This is a genomic window from Actinomadura rifamycini DSM 43936 (assembly GCF_000425065.1).
GTDB lineage: Bacteria > Actinomycetota > Actinomycetes > Streptosporangiales > Streptosporangiaceae > Spirillospora > Spirillospora rifamycini.
Genome location: NZ_AULB01000029.1, coordinates 43,491 through 59,297, shown reverse-complemented (window position 1 = coordinate 59,297; position 15,807 = coordinate 43,491). Strand labels below are relative to the sequence as shown.

Annotated in this window: 18 protein-coding genes and 2 tRNA genes; 10 read left to right on the top strand and 10 right to left on the bottom strand. The window is 73.6% G+C overall.

The genetic code is table 11. The annotated features are described in order from the left end of the window. Window positions 1–97: 97 nt before the first annotated feature. Together H505_RS44415 and H505_RS0126065 are read right to left on the bottom strand one after the other, a co-directional pair. Entirely contained in the window at window positions 98–892 is a 795-nt protein-coding gene (locus H505_RS44415) for a nucleotidyl transferase AbiEii/AbiGii toxin family protein (protein ID WP_051301177.1), read from the bottom strand. Beyond that, window positions 889–1,506 (bottom strand): hypothetical protein, encoded by a 618-nt coding sequence (locus tag H505_RS0126065; protein WP_034519857.1) that lies wholly within the window; start codon window positions 1,504–1,506, stop codon window positions 889–891. The genes H505_RS44415 and H505_RS0126065 overlap by 4 nt, the downstream gene beginning before the upstream one ends. Window positions 1,507–1,578: 72 nt before the next feature. Between H505_RS0126065 and H505_RS0126060 the strand changes: the two genes are divergently transcribed. Continuing rightward, window positions 1,579–2,277: an HAD family hydrolase gene (locus H505_RS0126060; protein ID WP_026404331.1), complete on the top strand. Its 699-nt coding sequence runs from the start codon at window positions 1,579–1,581 to the stop codon at window positions 2,275–2,277. Between the two features lie 9 nt (window positions 2,278–2,286). Here the strand turns inward: H505_RS0126060 and H505_RS0126055 are convergent, their stop codons facing one another. Continuing rightward, window positions 2,287–2,733, bottom strand: coding sequence for a hypothetical protein (locus tag H505_RS0126055; RefSeq protein WP_233617611.1), 447 nt, complete (start codon window positions 2,731–2,733; stop codon window positions 2,287–2,289). A gap of 205 nt (window positions 2,734–2,938) precedes the next feature. Between H505_RS0126055 and alaS the strand changes: the two genes are divergently transcribed. Then, window positions 2,939–5,509 (top strand): alanine--tRNA ligase, encoded by a 2,571-nt coding sequence (alaS, locus tag H505_RS0126050; protein WP_026404329.1) that lies wholly within the window; start codon window positions 2,939–2,941, stop codon window positions 5,507–5,509. Here alaS and H505_RS0126045 read toward each other — a convergent pair. Next, on the bottom strand, window positions 5,490–6,524 hold the full coding sequence (locus H505_RS0126045; protein WP_026404328.1) for an NAD(P)-dependent alcohol dehydrogenase: 1,035 nt from the start codon (window positions 6,522–6,524) through the stop codon (window positions 5,490–5,492). The two genes, alaS and H505_RS0126045, sit on opposite strands and share 20 nt — an antisense overlap. 58 nt (window positions 6,525–6,582) lie before the next feature. Continuing rightward, a tRNA-Pro gene (locus H505_RS0126040) sits at window positions 6,583–6,659 on the bottom strand. Between the two features lie 140 nt (window positions 6,660–6,799). Here H505_RS0126040 and H505_RS0126035 point away from each other — a divergent pair. Together H505_RS0126035 and H505_RS0126030 are read left to right on the top strand one after the other, a co-directional pair. Continuing rightward, a tRNA-Gly gene (locus H505_RS0126035) sits at window positions 6,800–6,873 on the top strand. Window positions 6,874–7,140: 267 nt separating this feature from the next. Continuing rightward, window positions 7,141–7,311 carry a hypothetical protein gene (locus tag H505_RS0126030; RefSeq protein ID WP_157433129.1) on the top strand — a complete coding sequence of 57 codons (171 nt, stop codon included), beginning with the start codon at window positions 7,141–7,143 and terminating at the stop codon, window positions 7,309–7,311. Window positions 7,312–7,372: 61 nt separating this feature from the next. Here the strand turns inward: H505_RS0126030 and H505_RS50065 are convergent, their stop codons facing one another. Continuing rightward, complete coding sequence (locus tag H505_RS50065; RefSeq protein ID WP_157433128.1) at window positions 7,373–7,729, bottom strand: hypothetical protein; 357 nt, start codon at window positions 7,727–7,729, stop codon at window positions 7,373–7,375. Window positions 7,730–7,970: 241 nt separating this feature from the next. Here H505_RS50065 and H505_RS0126025 point away from each other — a divergent pair, with 241 nt between their 5' ends. Beyond that, the gene (locus H505_RS0126025) at window positions 7,971–8,342 is read left to right on the top strand and encodes a group I truncated hemoglobin (protein ID WP_051301176.1); all 372 of its coding nucleotides are present in this window, start codon (window positions 7,971–7,973) and stop codon (window positions 8,340–8,342) included. Window positions 8,343–8,407: 65 nt separating this feature from the next. On the opposite strand, the gene H505_RS0126020 is transcribed toward H505_RS0126025, so the two are convergent. Continuing rightward, window positions 8,408–9,448, bottom strand: a complete 1,041-nt coding sequence (locus tag H505_RS0126020) for an NAD(P)-dependent alcohol dehydrogenase (RefSeq protein ID WP_026404325.1) — start codon at window positions 9,446–9,448, stop codon at window positions 8,408–8,410. Window positions 9,449–9,579: 131 nt separating this feature from the next. Here H505_RS0126020 and H505_RS0126015 point away from each other — a divergent pair, with 131 nt between their 5' ends. Genes H505_RS0126015 through H505_RS0126005 form a run of 3 tightly spaced genes read left to right on the top strand, consistent with a single transcriptional unit; the run spans window position 9,580 to window position 11,686 of the window. Then, window positions 9,580–10,443, top strand: a complete 864-nt coding sequence (locus H505_RS0126015) for a helix-turn-helix domain-containing protein (RefSeq protein WP_026404324.1) — start codon at window positions 9,580–9,582, stop codon at window positions 10,441–10,443. Window positions 10,444–10,488: 45 nt separating this feature from the next. Continuing rightward, window positions 10,489–11,322: a hotdog domain-containing protein gene (locus H505_RS44410; protein ID WP_064743706.1), complete on the top strand. Its 834-nt coding sequence runs from the start codon at window positions 10,489–10,491 to the stop codon at window positions 11,320–11,322. 37 nt (window positions 11,323–11,359) lie between these two features. Continuing rightward, the gene (locus tag H505_RS0126005) at window positions 11,360–11,686 is read left to right on the top strand and encodes a TraR/DksA family transcriptional regulator (protein ID WP_051301175.1); all 327 of its coding nucleotides are present in this window, start codon (window positions 11,360–11,362) and stop codon (window positions 11,684–11,686) included. Between the two features lies 1 nt (window position 11,687). Here H505_RS0126005 and H505_RS0126000 read toward each other — a convergent pair whose 3' ends face one another. Both H505_RS0126000 and H505_RS44405 read right to left on the bottom strand, forming a co-directional pair. After that, window positions 11,688–12,053 carry a hypothetical protein gene (locus H505_RS0126000; protein ID WP_026404322.1) on the bottom strand — a complete coding sequence of 122 codons (366 nt, stop codon included), beginning with the start codon at window positions 12,051–12,053 and terminating at the stop codon, window positions 11,688–11,690. An 11-nt stretch (window positions 12,054–12,064) separates the two neighbouring features. Further along, a complete protein-coding gene (locus H505_RS44405; RefSeq protein WP_034519853.1) occupies window positions 12,065–12,517 on the bottom strand; it encodes a cation:proton antiporter regulatory subunit in 453 nt (150 codons plus the stop codon). A gap of 162 nt (window positions 12,518–12,679) precedes the next feature. Between H505_RS44405 and H505_RS0125990 the strand changes: the two genes are divergently transcribed. Then, complete coding sequence (locus tag H505_RS0125990) at window positions 12,680–13,651, top strand: HAMP domain-containing sensor histidine kinase (protein ID WP_026404321.1); 972 nt, start codon at window positions 12,680–12,682, stop codon at window positions 13,649–13,651. Next, window positions 13,648–14,289, top strand: a complete 642-nt coding sequence (locus tag H505_RS0125985; RefSeq protein WP_026404320.1) for a response regulator — start codon at window positions 13,648–13,650, stop codon at window positions 14,287–14,289. The genes H505_RS0125990 and H505_RS0125985 overlap by 4 nt, the downstream gene beginning before the upstream one ends. Here H505_RS0125985 and H505_RS0125980 read toward each other — a convergent pair. Then, window positions 14,276–15,802 carry an AMP-binding protein gene (locus tag H505_RS0125980; protein WP_026404319.1) on the bottom strand — a complete coding sequence of 509 codons (1,527 nt, stop codon included), beginning with the start codon at window positions 15,800–15,802 and terminating at the stop codon, window positions 14,276–14,278. The two genes, H505_RS0125985 and H505_RS0125980, sit on opposite strands and share 14 nt — an antisense overlap. Window positions 15,803–15,807: the final 5 nt, after the last annotated feature.

Sequence of the window (15,807 nt, the reverse complement as noted above, 5' to 3'; positions counted from 1 at the left end):
GGGGCCCGTCCCTTCCCGGCGTCCGGTCGCCCGGCGCCCGCTCCCCCGCTCACGGGCGCCGGGTGACGGGCGCCGGGTCACGGGCGCGGACGGACGGTCACGCGAGCCGTTCCGCCAGCTCCCGGACGTACCGCTCGGGCGGCCCGTCGGCCTGCGGGCACGCGTCCGCGAACCGCCTCGCGTCGAACCGGAGGAGTTTGATCCGCTCCGGGTCGAAATGCTCCAGCCCGTCGACGAGGCCGGTGTCGAGGCGGGCGTCGCCCGCGAGCAGCCACGCGTCGTACAGGTCCTTGGGCTGGGGCACGGAGTCGGCGAGCAGCCAGCGCACCTTCCAGGCCAGCGACAGCCCGGGCGCCGCGCAGCGCAGCGGCACCTCGTGCGGCCCGTCCACCCCGCCCGGCACCGGCACCAGCACGAGGTCCGGCTCCGCCGGCAGCGGCTCGCCGAACGAGAAGTCGGCCTGGATCCTCCCGCGCGGCCCCGCGTCCGACCGCCACCGCATCGACAGCCGCACGCCCGGCGAGTCCGAGTACGGCCAGAGCTCCGACCGCTCCGCGGCGGTGCCGTCCACCTCGATCTCCTCGTAACCCGTCCGGTACGTCACCAGCCGCTCGACCCCGTCCAGAACGCCCCGGGACCACCAGTCGCGCGCGTGCAGGTCGGACGGGAGCACCACGAAGTCGACGTCCCCGGGGTCGCGCGCGGCGTCCCCGTACCAGGCCCGCAGCAGCACGCTGCCCCGCAGCACCAGGTCGTCCGCCCACGGCGACTCCGAGACCGCCGACAGGACGTGCCCCAGCGCCTCCCACCGCGCGGCGCGCCAGTCGGCCCGCTCCTGCGGGGTGCCGAACACCGGCTCGTCGTACGACGGCGCGGCGCGGTAGCCGCTCACCGCCGCTCCTCGATCCAGCCGTCGTCCAGGGACTCGTCGCCGTCGAACACGACGAACTCGCGCTCCACCTCGACGATCTCGAACCCGCGGGCCCGCAGCGCGCCGGTCAGGGCGTCCAGGCGGGCGCCCGCCGTGCGCGCCCCGACCCGCCGGCAGCGCTGGGTGACGAACCGCTCCGCGCGTCCGTCCGTCCGGACGCGGCGGGCGTTGCGCGACACGTGCGCCGCGTGCGGGCCGACGACCTCCGCGAGCCCCGGCGCGGCGGCGGCGTCCGGGGCGAGGAGGAGCTTCACGTGGTGCTCGAAGTAGCGCGCGGGGTCGAGGGCCTCGTCGTCGGCGGCGGGGACGCCCGCGTTCCACGGCGCCGCCTCGATCTTCACGCGGGCCGCCGCGAAGCCGTCCGCCCGCAGGTCGAGCGCGGTGCGCGCCGCCTGGGCCCGCGCGTCGTCCAGGGTCCCCGAACAGGTCAGCGTCAGCATCGGCTGCGACGCGACCCGGCCGCGCTCCAGCACGATGTGGGCGAACTTCACGCCGCGCGCCGCCGCCCAGTCCGCGACGGCGCGGGCATCCCCGTGAACGGTCACGTGCGTCTCGAAATCCCCGGCGAAATCCACGCTCCGGATGGTCCCAGAGCCTTTGGGCCGATTCACCCGGGTTTTCGGGGCGGGCCGTCTAGGGTGCGTACCGTGCGCGACATCGAAGCGGTGCTGTTCGACCTCGACGGGACGCTCGTCGACCACGACGGCTCCGCCGCGGCGGCGATCGCCGGGGCGTTCCCCGGCGTCGACGCCGCGTGGCTCGTCCCCCGCTGGAACGAGCTCGGCGAGGCGGCGGTGGAGCGGTACCTCGCGGGCGAGCTCGACTTCACCGGGCAGCGCCGCGCCCGCATCACCGCGCTGGCGGACGAGCTGGGCCTCGGCACCTGGGACGACGCGCGGGCCGACGCGTGGTTCGCCGCCTACACCGTCCGCTACGAGGCCGCGTGGCGGGCGTCCCCGGACGCCCCCGGCGCCCTGGCGGCGCTCGCGGCGCGCGGCCTGCCGCTCGGCGTGATCACCAACGGGGACGTCCGGCAGCAGCGCGCGAAGCTCGCGCGGACCGGGCTCGCGGAGCTGCTGCCGCACCTCACCGCGTCCAGCGAGGCCGGCTGCGCCAAGCCCGCCGCGGAGATCTTCCACACGGCCTGCGCCGGGCTCGGGCTGGCGCCCGGCGCCGTCGCCTACGTCGGCGACCGCCTGGCCACCGACGCGCGGGGCGCCGCGGCCGCCGGGCTGACCGGCGTCTGGCTCGACCGCTCGGACGGCCCCGCGCCCGACCACGCGGGCGTCGTCCGCATCACCGGCCTCGACGCGCTCCCCCGCGTCCTCGCGGACGGCCCCGGGTAGCCGGACGGGTCAGCGCGCCGGGAGGTCGGCGTCGCAGAAGACGCACACGAAATGCCCGTCCTTCACCACGTTGAGCTCCGCGCAGGACGGGCAGCGGCGGAAGACGAACACGTGCGTGAAGCCGTCCGGACGGCCGATCCCCGCGCGGTCGAGGGCGCCCGCGACCGCCGGCCACGACTCCGGCCCCGGGCAGTAGCCCGTCGACTGGTTCGTCACCTCCGCCACCCGGCCGTCCCCGAACGCGATCTCGCCCGCCGCCAGGACCGGACGCCCGCCCGCGCACGACACGTGCTCGCTGCGCCGGGGCGCGATCCGCAGGACGCCGTCCAGATCGACGACGTAGGTGCGGGGCTCGTCGTCCAGCCCCTCGACGTCCGCCGGCGATCCGACCGGTTCGCCGACCCTGCCCGGAACGGCCCTGTCGAACAACTCGGCCGGACCCACATAGTCGTACACGCCCGTCACCGTAGACGTTAAAAGAACGTGCCGATCACGCTTTCCGTGCGCTACGGTGCGAAGAACGTCCGCGAGTCAGGAAGTCCGATGGCCTTTCACGAGGTGGGGCGGCGAGCTAGCCGCGCCGAGCTGGGGAACGAGCAGTCGTGCCCGGCCCGGCTCGGCGGTGTGCGCCGTTGTCCCATCGACCTCGTGAGGCCGTTCCATGCGCTCTTCTGACATCCGCACGACCTTTCTCGACTTCTTCCGCGAGCGCGACCACCGCGCCGTCCCGTCCAGCCCGCTCGTCCCGTCCGATCCGACGCTGCTGCTGGCGAACGCGGGGATGAACCAGTTCAAGCCGTACTTCCTCGGCGAGTCGACGCCCGGCCACCCCCGGGCGATGACCGTGCAGAAATGCGTCCGCACCTCCGACATCGAGAACGTCGGCCGCACCGCGCGGCACACCACGTTCTTCGAGATGCTCGGCAATTTCTCCTTCGGCGACTACTTCAAGCAGGAGGCGATCTCCTGGTCGTGGGAGCTGCTCACCGGGCACTTCGGTCTCGACCCCGACCGGCTCTGGGTCACGGTCTATCTGGACGACGACGAATCCGTCCGGCTGTGGCGCCGCATCGGCGTCCCGTCCGACCGCATCCAGCGGCTCGGAATGAAGGACAACTACTGGTCGATGGGCATTCCCGGCCCCTGCGGCCCGTCCTCGGAACTGCACTACGACCGCGGCCCCCGCTACGGCCGCGAGGGCGGACCCGCCGTGGACGGGGAGCGCTACCAGGAGCTGTGGAACCTCGTCTTCATGCAGAACCTCCGCGGCGAAGGACCCGCCAAGGACGGCTACCCGATCCTCGGCGAACTGCCCGCGAAGAACATCGACACCGGGCTCGGCCTCGACCGCCTCGCCGCGATCCTGCAAGGCGCGGACGGCGTGTGCGAGACCGACCTCGTCGGCCCCACCCTCCGCCTCGTCCGGGAACGCGCGGACCGCGACTACGCCGACGAGCCCGTGTCCTTCCGCATCGTCGCCGAGCACTCCCGCTCCATCGCGTTCCTCATCGCCGACGGCGTCCTGCCGTCCCCCGACGGGCGCGGGCACGTCCTGCGCCGGCTGATGCGCCGCGCGATCCTGCACGCCCGCCGCCTCGGCATCGACGACGCGCTGCCGCCCCTCACCGCGAGCGTCGTCGACAACCTCGGCGGGACGTGGCCGGAACTCGCGTCGCACGCGGAGCTGATCCGGCACGTCGTCGCGTCCGAGGAGGAGGGCTTCGAGCAGACGCTCCGGCAGGGCACCCGCTTCCTCGACACCGCGATCTCCCGCTCGTCCGGCACGCTCTCCGGCGAGACCGCGTTCAAGCTGCAGGACTCCTACGGCTTCCCCATCGACCTCACCCTCGACGCGGCGCGCTCCGCGGGCCTCACCGTCGACGAGGACAGGTTCGGCGAACTCGTCGAGGAGCGCCGCCGCCGCGCCCGCGACGCCGGCCGGGACACCAAGGACACCGCGGTCGCGCGCCGCGACCTCTACCGCCGCGTCCTCACCGAGCACGGCCGCACCGAGTTCGTCGGCCACGACGCCACCGAGGCGGAGACGCGCGTCCTGTCCCTCGTCGACCGCACCGGCGCGTCCGCGGGCGACGAACTCGAAGTGGTCCTCGACCGCAGCCCGTTCTACGCCGAAAGCGGCGGCCAGGTCGGCGACACCGGCGAGATCCGCACCCCCGCCGGCACCCTCCGCGTGCTGGACACCCGCCCCGAGCTCGGCCTGCACGTCCACACCGTCCGCGTCGTGGACGGCGAGCTGCGCCCGGACACCCCGGGCCACGCGGTCGTCGACGCCGACCGCCGCACCGCCGCGGCCCGCTCGCACAGCGCGACGCACGTCCTGCACGCGATGCTGCGCCGCGTCCTCGGCGACCACGCGGCCCAGCGCGGCTCGCGCGTCGAACCCGGCAGGCTGCGGTTCGACTTCGCGCACTTCTCCCCCGTCGACGTCACGCCCGTCCAGACCCTCGTCAACGACTACCTCCTCGACGACCCGCAGGTGCGCGTCTGGGAGGCGTCCCGCACCGAGGCCGAAGCGGCCGGCGCGACCGCCCTGTTCGGCGAGAAGTACGACGACACCGTCCGCATCGTGGACATCGGCGACGCGTCCCGGGAGCTCTGCGGCGGCACCCACGTCGCCCACGGCGCGCAGGCCGGGCCCGTCCGCATCGTCGGCGAATCCTCGATCGGCACCGGGCTCCGCCGCATCGAGGCGCTCACCGGCGCCGACGCGCTCCGGCACTACGACCACGAGCAGCACGTCCTGACCGAGCTCGCGGACCTCCTCGACGCGCCCCCCGACCGGCTCGCCCGGCGCATCGAGGTCCTCCTCGAAGCGCAGCGCGAACTCAAGGCCCTCCAGCGCCGGCGGCTCGACGACCTCGTCACCGCGCTCGCGTCGTCCCCGGAGCACCACCCGGGCGGCCGCCTCATCACCCGGATCGTCGACGTCGAGGACCTCCGCGCCGTCGCCACGAGACTCCTCCCGCACGCCGACGCGGTCGTCCTCGGCACCCGCCGGAAGGGCAAGGCGACGCTGGTCGCGGCGCTCGGCCCCGGCCTCGGCACGCCCGCCCGCGACGTCCTCGCCCGCGCGGCGCGCGAGGTCGGCGGCGGCGCCGGCGGCAAGGGCCCCGTCGCGCACGCGGGCGGCCGCGACGCCGACCGCCTGCCCCGCGCGATGGAGCTCGCGACCGCCGACGCCCGCGCCCTCCTCAGCCGTTCGGCAGGATGACGGCCCGCCCGTTCACCTTCCCGGCGCGCAGCCGCTCGTACGCCTTCGGCGCCTCGTCCAGCGAGTACGTCTCCACATGGACGTCGACGACCCCGGCCCTGGCCAGCTCCAGGACCTCGATCAGCTCGCTCCGCGACCCCCAGTAGGGGGCCCGCACCGAGGCGTCGAAGGCGATCGCCCCGAACCCCACCTGCGCAACGCCCCCGCCGATCCCCACGATCACGACATCGGCCTCGGCGGCCGCCACCGACGTGGCGGTCGCCACCGTCGGCGGCGCCCCCACGAAGTCGAACACCGCCTGCGCCCCGCCCGTCATCCCGCGGACCCGCTCCGCCGCGCGCTCGTCCGACAGCACCGTCTCGTGCGCCCCGACCGTCCGCGCCAGCTCCAGCTTCTCCTCCGACACGTCCAGCGCGATCACCGTCGCGGGCGTCAGCGCCCGCAGCAGCTGGATCGCCACATGCCCGAGCCCGCCCGTCCCGATCACGACCGCCGCACTGCCCGGCACCAGCCTCGGCAGCGCCCCCTTGATCGCGTGGTACGGCGTCAGCCCCGCGTCCGTCAGCGGCACGTTCGTCACCGGGTCCAGATCGCCCAACGACACGAGATGCCGCACGTCATCGACCACGAGGTACTCGGCGATCGCCCCGGGCTCCCCCAGCCCCGGCGGCAGGATCCCCAGCTCGTCCGCCCGCACGCAGAGGTTCTCCTTGCCCCGCGCGCACATCACGCACACCCCGCACCCCCACGGGCCGTACACCGCGACCGACTCCCCGATCGTGACCCCGCGCACCCCGTCGCCGACCGCCTCGACCGTCCCGGCCCCCTCGTGCCCGAGCGTCAACGGCAACGGGAACGTCAACTGCTCGGCCGTCCAGCTCATCACCTCGAGATCCGAGTGGCACACCCCGGCCGCCGACACCTTCAGCAGCACCTGCCCGGGCCCCGGCTCCGGATCCGCCACGCCCACGACCTCGGGCGCACCGCCCACCTCGCGATACTGAACCGCCCTCATGTCTCCCCCTCCGGACGTACGTCCGGGGGATATGCCCACGAGGTCACGAACCTACCGATGGTCGGGCTGGCGGGATTCGAACCCACGACCCCTGGCACCCAAAGCCAGTGCGCTACCAAGCTGCGCTACAGCCCGCACCCCGACGCACGAGCGCGGGTGCAGCCCGAAGTCTAGTGCCGATCGCCCCCGCCCGCCGCCCGGCGACCACGACCGCACCCGAAACCCTGTACGCTACGGATGGCGCACAAGGACCGCCCAGGCCCTCCCGGCGCCCCGCGGGCGTAGCTCAATGGTAGAGCCCCAGTCTTCCAAACTGGCTACGCGGGTTCGATTCCCGTCGCCCGCTCCAATCTTTCCCCAGGTCAAAGCCCTGCAGGACGATCTTGGGCACTCCTTCCACGGATCGTTTGCCACTCGCTTGCCACGTTTCGACTGGTTCAGGATGCCGTTCTCACAGCGGCCGTCGTGTCGGCGGCGGGCGCGGTTGTGATCACTTGGTTCAGATGATCGGTGGGCGGTCGCACCGTCCGGCGCCTCCCGGAACACGAGGGCGTCGGTCCTGGTGCTGACGTCGTCCGGGTCAACGGGCTTGAGCCGCGGCGTCACCATTCGTGCCATGTCGATGCCGCCGACGACCATCGCGATCACGGTCACCGCCATCGGTCGCAGGCGAACTCGGCGTGACTGCGGCGGCCGGTTCCTCCTCACCGCCGCAGCCGGCCAGGTGATGGATGCCTGGTTGCGTACCGCCTTCTCCGGCATCTGCCGGATGGGGACACCACCGTGAACTGTTGCTCAGTTTCTTGATGCCTTTGCATCGTGCTTGGTCGGTGGTTTGCTGGCTGGCGTCATGATGCGAGCAGGATTACCGAGCTCGTCATGAGGACTCCGGTGCCGAGCAGTGCCAGTGGTGCGCTCGCCCAAGTGACCGCGCGCTCTTGTCCGGGCGTTGCACCCGCTTCTTTCAGAGGCCGTCGGATGTGCTCGTAGTACGGGGGGTTGCGGTTCGGGAAAGCCAGTCCTGCCAGGGGTGCGTAAGCCATGCCGGCCAACACGAACAGGCAGGCGGCGAGCCAGGGCGGTACAGACCGCGCGTCCAGATGGTGGAGCGAGGTTGCGACGGCCACGAAGAGGAGCATGCCCGTCGTGTGGACCGCCAGCGTGAGGACGACGGCTTGAAGGATGCCCGGTCCTGCTGTGCGCACCAACCATGGGTAGTGACGGCGCGCGAGCCATAGGTGGCCGGCGACTACGCCCCATGCACAGAGCCCGACGGTCGCCCACACTGCCAACACTTCCAAACCGTGCTGCCCTCCTCGCTTTGCTCGATCGTGGCACGTCGGAGGAATTCGGGCTGGCGGGGGTGGGGTGATCGTCGTAGTGTGGGCGCTATTGGCGAGGTGCCAATAACGGTGGGGCGCGGACGTCTGGACGCTGGGAGGGCGGATGGGCATCTATGAGTCGGTCGGCGGCGAGGAGGGGCTGACGGCGGTCGTGGACTCGCTGTACGAGCGGATCCTCGCCGACGACGTGCTGGCGGTGTTCTTCGTCGGGACGAACCTCAACAAGGTGAAGGGGCGCCAGGTCGAGTTCTTCGGGCAGGCGCTCGGCGGGCCGATGGTGTACGGCGGCAGGACGATGAAGGACGTCCACCGCGGGCTCGGGATCGAGCGGGAGCACTTCGACCGGGTCGCCGAGCATCTGGTGGCCGCGCTGGCGGAGGCGGGCGTGCCGGAGGGGACGATCGCCGAGATCGCCGCCGTGGTGCTGCCGCTCTCCGACGACATCGTGGCGGGCGGCGGCTCCACGGCGGAGTGACGCGGCAGGAGGCCGCATCCGGCTGCCGGGAGGTCCGGTCCCCAGGCGGGGACCGGACCTTCGGGTCAGCCGAGGGTGGCGACGTCGATGACGAAGCGGTAGCGGACGTCCGAGGCGAGGACGCGTTCGTACGCCTGGTTGATGTAGTCCGCGGAGATGAGTTCGATGTCGGCGCCGATGTTGTGTTCGGCGCAGAAGTCGAGCATCTCCTGGGTCTCGGCGATGCCGCCGATCATCGATCCGGCGTAGGAGCGGCGGCCGTTGAGGAGGCTGAACACGTTGAGGTCCAGCCGCTTCGCGGGGGCGCCGACGTTGACGAGGGCGCCGTCGACGGCGAGGAGCCGGAGGTGGGCGTCGACGTCGATGGGGGCGCTGACGGTGTTGATGATGAGGTCGAACCGGTTCCGGAGCCGCTTGAAGGTGTCGGGGTCGGCGGTGGCGTGGTAGTGGTCGGCGCCCAGGCGGAGGCCGTCCTCGCGCTTCTTCAGCGACTGGGAGAGGACGGTGACCTCGGCGCCCATCGCGTGGGCGAGCTTGACGGCCATGTGGCCGAGGCCGCCGAGGCCGACGACGGCGACGCGGCGGTCCGGGCCGGCTCCCCGGCGGCGCAGCGGCGAGTAGGTGGTGATGCCGGCGCACAGGAGGGGGGCCGCGGCGGCCGGGTCGAGGCCGTCGGGGACCGCGAGGACGTAGTCGGCGTCGACGACGACGTGCGTGCTGTAGCCGCCCTGGGTGGTGGTGCCGTCCCGGTCGGTGCCCGCGTAGGTGGGGATCATGCCTTCGACGCAGTACTGCTCGTCGCCGTTGCGGCAGTTGGCGCACTCGCCGCAGGAGCCGACCATGCAGCCGACGCCGACGCGGTCCCCGGTCGTGTGCCGGGTGACGTCGGCGCCGGTCGCGGCGACGGTGCCGACGATCTCGTGGCCGGGGACGACGGGGAACGGCTGGGCGCCCCAGTCGCCGTTGACGGTGTGGATGTCGGAGTGGCAGATGCCTGCGTACTCGATCTTGATGAGCACGTCGTTCGGGCCGACGTCACGCCGCTCGATGGTCGTCGGGGCCAGCGGCCGTCCGGCGGCCGGTGCAGCATAGGCGTGAACGCGCAAGGTGAAGCTCCTTCTGTCTCTTTCGGGGTCGCTCCCAATGGAACGCTTTGGGGCGGACTGGGGGAAGGTACTGCTGACAGGTGTACTGGCAGGGCACCCCTGCGGCGAAACCGGGCGCTTAGCCTGGGGGCGTGGACCAGCGCAGCCAAGTCCGTGAGTTCCTGACCTCCCGGCGGGGCCGGATCACCCCGCAGGAGGCGGGGCTGCCCTCGTACGGCGCCCGCCGGGTGCCGGGTCTGCGGCGAGCGGAGGTCGCGCAGCTGGCCGGGGTGAGCGTGGAGTACTACTCCCGGCTGGAGCGCGGGGACCTGTCCGGGGTCTCCGACCATGTGCTGGACGCCCTGGCGCGGGCGCTGCGGCTCAACGACGAGGAGCGCACGCATCTGGACGACCTGGCCCGGGCCGCCGGTCCGGGGCCGCGCCGCCGGCGGCGGTCGGCGCCGCAGCGGGTCCGGCCGACGGTGCGGCGGATGCTGGACGGCATGGCGGACCCGGCCGTCGTCATGAACGGCCGGGGCGACATCCTCGCCGCGAACGCGCTGGGGCGCGCGCTCTACGCGCCCATGATCGAAGCCGCGCGGGGGGCCGTCCCGAACCATGCGCGGTTCATCTTCCTCGACGCGCGCTCCCGCGACTTCTGGGGCGACTGGGACCGCGCGGCGGACGACACCGTGGCGCTGCTGCAGGCGGAGGCCGGCCGGGACCCCTTCGACAGGGAGCTGACGGAGCTGGTGGGCGAGCTGTCCACGCGCAGCGACGACTTCCGGGCCCGCTGGGCCCGCCACGACGTGCGGCAGCACCACATCGGCGCGAAGCCGTTCCACCATCCGGTCGTCGGGGAGCTGCACCTCACGTACGAGTCGCTGGACCTGCCCGCCGACAACCTGACGCTCGTCGTCTACGGCGGCGAGCCCGGCAGCGAGTCCGAGGAGGGGCTGCGGCTGCTGGCCAGCTGGGCCGCCGAGCCGGTGCGCGGGTCCGACGCCCACACGTGAGAACATGATTCTCCAGTGGGGGAATCATGATGTCATGGAGGGCGCATGGGACGGGCGGAGGCGGCCTGGGAGGGCCGGAGCCGGATCCTGACGGAGTTCGGCCTCGCGGTGCGGTCGCACGGCGGGGAACTGCACGGCACCGGGGCGGTCACGCCGCACCTGCACGCGCCGGGGACCGCGCGCCTGCGGACGTCCGTCCTGGCGGCGTGGACGGACCACCTGACCGGGCTGCTCGCCGCGCGCGCCATGGCCCCGCGCGTCCCGGTCACCATCGAGCTCGACGTCCACCTGTACGGTCCGGCGCCCGCCGCGGGCGAGGTGCGCGGCGTCGCCCGGGTCGTGAAGGCCGGACGGTCGGTGTTCGTCGCGGAGGCCGAGTTCGCCGCCGGCGGCGCGCCGCTCGGCTTCGGCGCCGCCTCGTTCATGGCCGCGCCCGATCCGGCGGTCCGGCTGCCGGAGCGGCTGGGCGTCGACGCTCCGGCGCCGGCGGGACGGCTGGAGGCGCCGCTGGCCGAGCGGGCGGGATGCGTGCGCCGGGAGCCGGGCACGGTGGTCCTGCCCCGGTCCGAGGAGGGCCTCAACTCCTCGAACACCGTGCACGGCGGGCTGCTGGCCCTCGCCGCGGAGGAGGCCGTGCTGTCCCTGGCGCCCGGCGCCGCGGTGGAGTCGCTCGCCCTGCGCTACCTGGCGGCGGCCCGCGTCGGGCCCGTCGTCGCCACCGCGGACCTGCGGCGCGGTCTCGCGCGGGCCGTGCTGCGCGACGCGGGCGGCGGCGACCGGGTGGCGGTCGCCGCCACCGCCCGGACGTCCGGGGGCCGGCGCCCGCCGGAAATGGGTGTCAGCACCGATGTCGCCGGGGGTTCCGATCGCCGATGGTGAATGGACGTGCTCCGCTCACCATCGGAAGGAATGGCACATGACGACGAACGAGGTGTCGGACGGCTCGGCGACGCGCGAGGTGCGGCGGCGGCTGGAGGAGGAGCGGCGCAAGCGCGAGGCCCAGCTCGTCGCGTTGGAGGAGGAGATCGACCGGACGCCGCTCGAGGAGGTCGAGGCGGCGGACTACTCGCGGGCGGAGAACCTGCGGCAGAGCCTCGCGGAGATCGACGGGGCGCTGCGCCGTGTCGACGAGGGGGCGTACGGCAGGTGCGAGGGATGCGCGCAGGACATCCCCGCGGGACGGCTGGAGATCCTGCCGTACGCGCGGTACTGCGTGCGGTGCCAGGGGCGGGCGACCCGCTGAGTCACAGCAGCCGGACGGCGTCCCCCACCCGGACCTCGTCGTAGCGCCCCGGCTGCTCGACCACCCAGACCCGGTCGGCGAGCATCACCGGCCGGACCTCGTGGAGGCGGGCGGGGCGCCACGGGCGGTGCCGGGCCAGGACGACGGTGCCGGGCGCGGTCCCGTAGGCGACGGTGACCGTGTCGACGGCGGACGGGCCGAACGGGCGGGCCAGCCGGACGCGGTGCGCGCCGAGGATCGGCTGGGCGAGCACGTGGTGGGTGAGCGGAGAGCCCCCCGGGTTCACCACGAGGTGCGCGTCGTCCAGGCGGACGGTCCAGCCGGTGAGCGGCAGGTGCACCTGCGGGACGGTGCTGTCGCGGGCCAAGGTTCCTCCTCTCAGTGGTCGAGCGATCTGCGCAGCTCGCGGATCGCGGCTTCGGCGCCGACGGCGACGAGGGCGTCCCCGTGGCGCAGCCGGACGTCGCCGGACGGCGCGTCGATCGTGCGGCCGTCGCGGAGGATCGCGACGACGCTGGCCTTGGTGCGGAGGTCCGCGAGGCGGCGGCCGCCGTAGGGCGACGAGGCGGGCACGGGAATGTGGACGGCTTCCAGGTGCGCGAGCTCGAGGTGCGGGACGCGGTCGGCGACGGCGGAGGCGCCGAGCAGTTCGGCGACGGTCCGGGATTCGATGTCGGTGAGGGCGATCGTCCGCTCCACCCCGTCGGGGCCGTGCAGGACGAGGTCGCGGCGGCCGTCGCGGTGCGCGACCACGCCGGCGCGCTGCCCGGCGGAGGTGGTGAACGTGAACGAGGTGCCCGTCCTGGGCAGGTCCGTCCTGTCCAGCAGCATCAATGTCCTCCTCACTGCCGTCTTTCATGGCCGTCTCCCTTCCACCTTGGGCGGCCGTCGCGGGTGTCACCATCGGGGGCGGCACCCATTTACGGACGGCGGAGGGTGTAGGCGGACGGGCGGGGCCGCGGGCGCCGACAATGGGAAGCGGAGGGGGTGCGGATGCGGCTGTTCTGGCGTGTTTTCTGGTTGAACACCCTGGTGGGGACGGTGGCGACGGTCCTGCTGATGGTCGGTCCGTGGACGGTGTCGGTGCCGATCCGGCTGACGGAGGCGCTGGTGCTCGCCGCGGGGCTGGCGTCGATGCTGGTCGCGAACGCGGCGCTGCTGCGCTGGGGGCTCGCTCCGCTGGGGCAGCTGATCCGGCTGATGGAGACCGTGGACCTGCTGCGTCCGGGGCAGCGGCTGGCGGTGACCGGCAGCGGCGAGGTGGCGACGCTGATCGACGCGTTCAACCGGATGCTGGAGCGGCTGGAGGACGAGCGGGGCACGAGCACCGCGCGGGTGCTGCTGGCGCAGGAGGACGAGCGGCGCCGCATCGCGCGGGAGTTGCACGACGAGATCGGTCAGAGCCTGACGGCGCTGCTGCTGGACCTGAAGCGGCTGACGGGTCAGGCGCCGGCGGAGTTGCGGGAGGAGATGCGGGTGGCGCAGGAGACGATGCGGGACAGCCTGGAGGAGGTGCGGCGGATCGCCCGCCGGCTGCGTCCGGACGTGCTGGAGGATCTGGGGCTGGCGAGCGCGCTCGCCGCGCTGGTGTCGCAGTTCGACGCCCACACCGTCCTGCGCGTGGAGCGGAACCTCCACCCGGACCTGCCCGCGCTGGCCCCGGACGTGGAGCTGGTGCTGTACCGGATCGCGCAGGAGTCGCTGACGAACGCCGCGCGGCACTCGGACGCGTCGGCGGTCGAGCTGAGCCTGGCCCCGGCGGGCGAGCCGGGCGGGGTGCTGCTGCGGGTGGAGGACGACGGCAAGGGGCTCGGCCACGCCCGGGAGGGCGCGGGCATCCGCGGGATGCGGGAGCGCGCGCTGCTGGTCGGCGGCACCCTGACGCTGGACGCGGCGCCGGGCGGCGGCACCCGGGTGACGCTGTTCGTGCCGGCGCGCCGGCACGTTCCGGAGGGGCTGCCGTGATCCGCATCCTGCTGGCCGACGACCACGCGCTGGTGCGCCGCGGGGTGCGGCTGATCCTGGACGGCGAGCCGGACCTGCGGGTCGTCGCCGAGGCCGGGGACGGCGCGGAGGCGATCGCCCTGCTGCGCGGCGGGGTCGAGGCCGACCTGGCCGTCCTGGACGTGGCGATGCCGCGGATGACGGGGCTGCAGGCGACCCGCGAGCTGACCCGCGCGTTCCCCGGGCTGCGGGTGCTCATCCTGACCATGCACGACAACGAGCAGTACCTGTTCGAGGCGCTGAAGGCGGGCGCGGCCGGGTACGTGCTGAAGACGCTCGCGGACCGGGACCTGATCGCGGCGTGCCGGGCGGCGATGCGCGGCGAGCCGTTCCTGTACGCGGGCGCGGTCGGCACGCTGATCCGCACGTACCTCGACCGGGCCCGGACGGGACGGTCCGACGACGTGCTGACGCCGCGGGAGGAGGAGGTGCTGAAGCTCGTCGCCGAGGGGCACTCCTCGAAGGAGATCGCGGGCATCCTGGTGATCAGCGTGAAGACGGTGGAGCGGCACCGCGCCAACATCCTGACGAAGCTCGGCATGAAGGACCGGCTGGAGCTGCTGCGCTACGCCATCCGCGTCGGCCTCATCGAGCCCTGACCTCGTTCCGCAGCACGTACTTCTGCACCTTGCCGCTGGCGGTGCGGGGGAAGTCGTCGACGACGTGCAGTTCCTCGGGCCACTTCTGCCGGGCGAGGCCCGTCCGGTGGAGGTGGCCGCGCACGTCGTCGAGGGTGGGGGCGGGCCCGTCCTTGAGCCGGACGAACGCGGCCGCGTGCTCGCCGAGGCGCGCGTCCGGCGCGGCGACGACGGCGGCCTCGGCGACGGACGGGAGCGCGAGCAGCGCCTCCTCGACCTCGAGGGCGCTGATGTTCTCGCCGCCGCGGATGATGATGTCGGACTTGCGGTCGGTGATGGTGATGTAGCCGTCGTCGTCCATGACCGCGATGTCGCCCGTGCGGTACCAGCCGTCGGCGTCGAAGGCACGTTCGGTGAGGGCGTCGTCGGTGTAGCCGAGGCACAGGTCGGGGCCGCGGCTGAGGATCTCGCCGTCGTCGGAGAGGCGCAGCTCGACGCCGGGCAGGGCCTTGCCGTCGGTGTGCAGCCGCTTGTCCCGGGGCGCGGTGTGCAGGGACGCGGTCATGGAGGGGTGCTCGGTGCTGCCGTACGAGCGGTAGACGGTGATGCCGAGGTCGGTGAGGCGGGACGTGACGGCGGTGGCGACGGGCGCGCCGCCGAGGCCCGCGTACTTCATGCGGCGGAGGTGCCGGTCGGCGAAGTCGGGGTGGTCGAGCAGGCTCGTGATGTAGTACGGGACGCCGCCGCCGACGATGAGGTCGTCGCTGTCCATGAGCGCGAGGACGCGGCCGGCGTCCCAGGCGTCGGCGAGGTGGATCGGGGTGCCGTCCAGCACGGGGACGAGGAAGGCGTTCACCATGCCGATGAAGTGGCCGACGGGGGCGGAGGTGAGCTGCCGGGCCATCTCGGGCGGGTAGCGGTCGGAGAGCTGGCGGGCCTCGCAGCCGAGGGTCTGGTGGCTGTGCACGACGCCCTTGGGGTCGCGGGTGGTGCCGGAGGTGAACGTGATCAGCGCGGGGCCCGCCGGGTCGACGGGGGCGACGCCGGGGAACGGGTCGCCGAGCAGGTCGTCGAAGTCGCGGCCGACGACGCCGACGTGCGGGACGGACGCGCTGACGGCGGGGTCGAACTCCATCCGGCCGAACCGCTCGGCGGTGACGAACGCCTTCGGCCGCACCGCGTCCAGGATGTAGCCGACCTCCTTGGGGCCGTAGATGTGGACGATCGGCACGACGACGGCGCCGAGGAAGGAGGACGCCCAGAAGGCCGCGGCGGCCTCCATCCAGTTCGGGAGCTGGAACGCGACGGCGTCGCCGGGGCCGACGCCGCGGTCGCGGAGCCCGCCGGCGAGGCGGCGGGCGAGGTGCTCGACGTCGGCGAAGGTCCCGGACCAGGGCCGGACGGACGAGTGCACGCGGAACACCGTGTCCGGCGCGGCGTCGAGGCCGCGCCGGAGGAGGTCGCCGATCGTGTCGCGCGTCCACCATCCCTCCGCCTCGTACCGTTCGGCGAGTTCGCTGGGGATCGTTCGCATGGCGG

Bases quoted from the DNA above. Each gene is read 5' to 3' on its own strand.
- alaS (WP_026404329.1), top strand. From the start codon at position 2,939: ATGCGCTCTTCTGACATCCGCACGACCTTTCTCGACTTCTTCCGCGAG.
- H505_RS0126045 (WP_026404328.1), bottom strand. From the start codon at position 6,524: ATGAGGGCGGTTCAGTATCGCGAGGTGGGCGGTGCGCCCGAGGTCGTG.
- H505_RS0126030 (WP_157433129.1), top strand. From the start codon at position 7,141: ATGTCGATGCCGCCGACGACCATCGCGATCACGGTCACCGCCATCGGT.
- H505_RS0126025 (WP_051301176.1), top strand. From the start codon at position 7,971: ATGGGCATCTATGAGTCGGTCGGCGGCGAGGAGGGGCTGACGGCGGTC.
- H505_RS44410 (WP_064743706.1), top strand. From the start codon at position 10,489: ATGGGACGGGCGGAGGCGGCCTGGGAGGGCCGGAGCCGGATCCTGACG.
- H505_RS0126005 (WP_051301175.1), top strand. From the start codon at position 11,360: ATGACGACGAACGAGGTGTCGGACGGCTCGGCGACGCGCGAGGTGCGG.
- H505_RS44405 (WP_034519853.1), bottom strand. From the start codon at position 12,517: ATGCTGCTGGACAGGACGGACCTGCCCAGGACGGGCACCTCGTTCACG.
- H505_RS0125990 (WP_026404321.1), top strand. From the start codon at position 12,680: ATGCGGCTGTTCTGGCGTGTTTTCTGGTTGAACACCCTGGTGGGGACG.
- H505_RS0125980 (WP_026404319.1), bottom strand. From the start codon at position 15,802: ATGCGAACGATCCCCAGCGAACTCGCCGAACGGTACGAGGCGGAGGGA.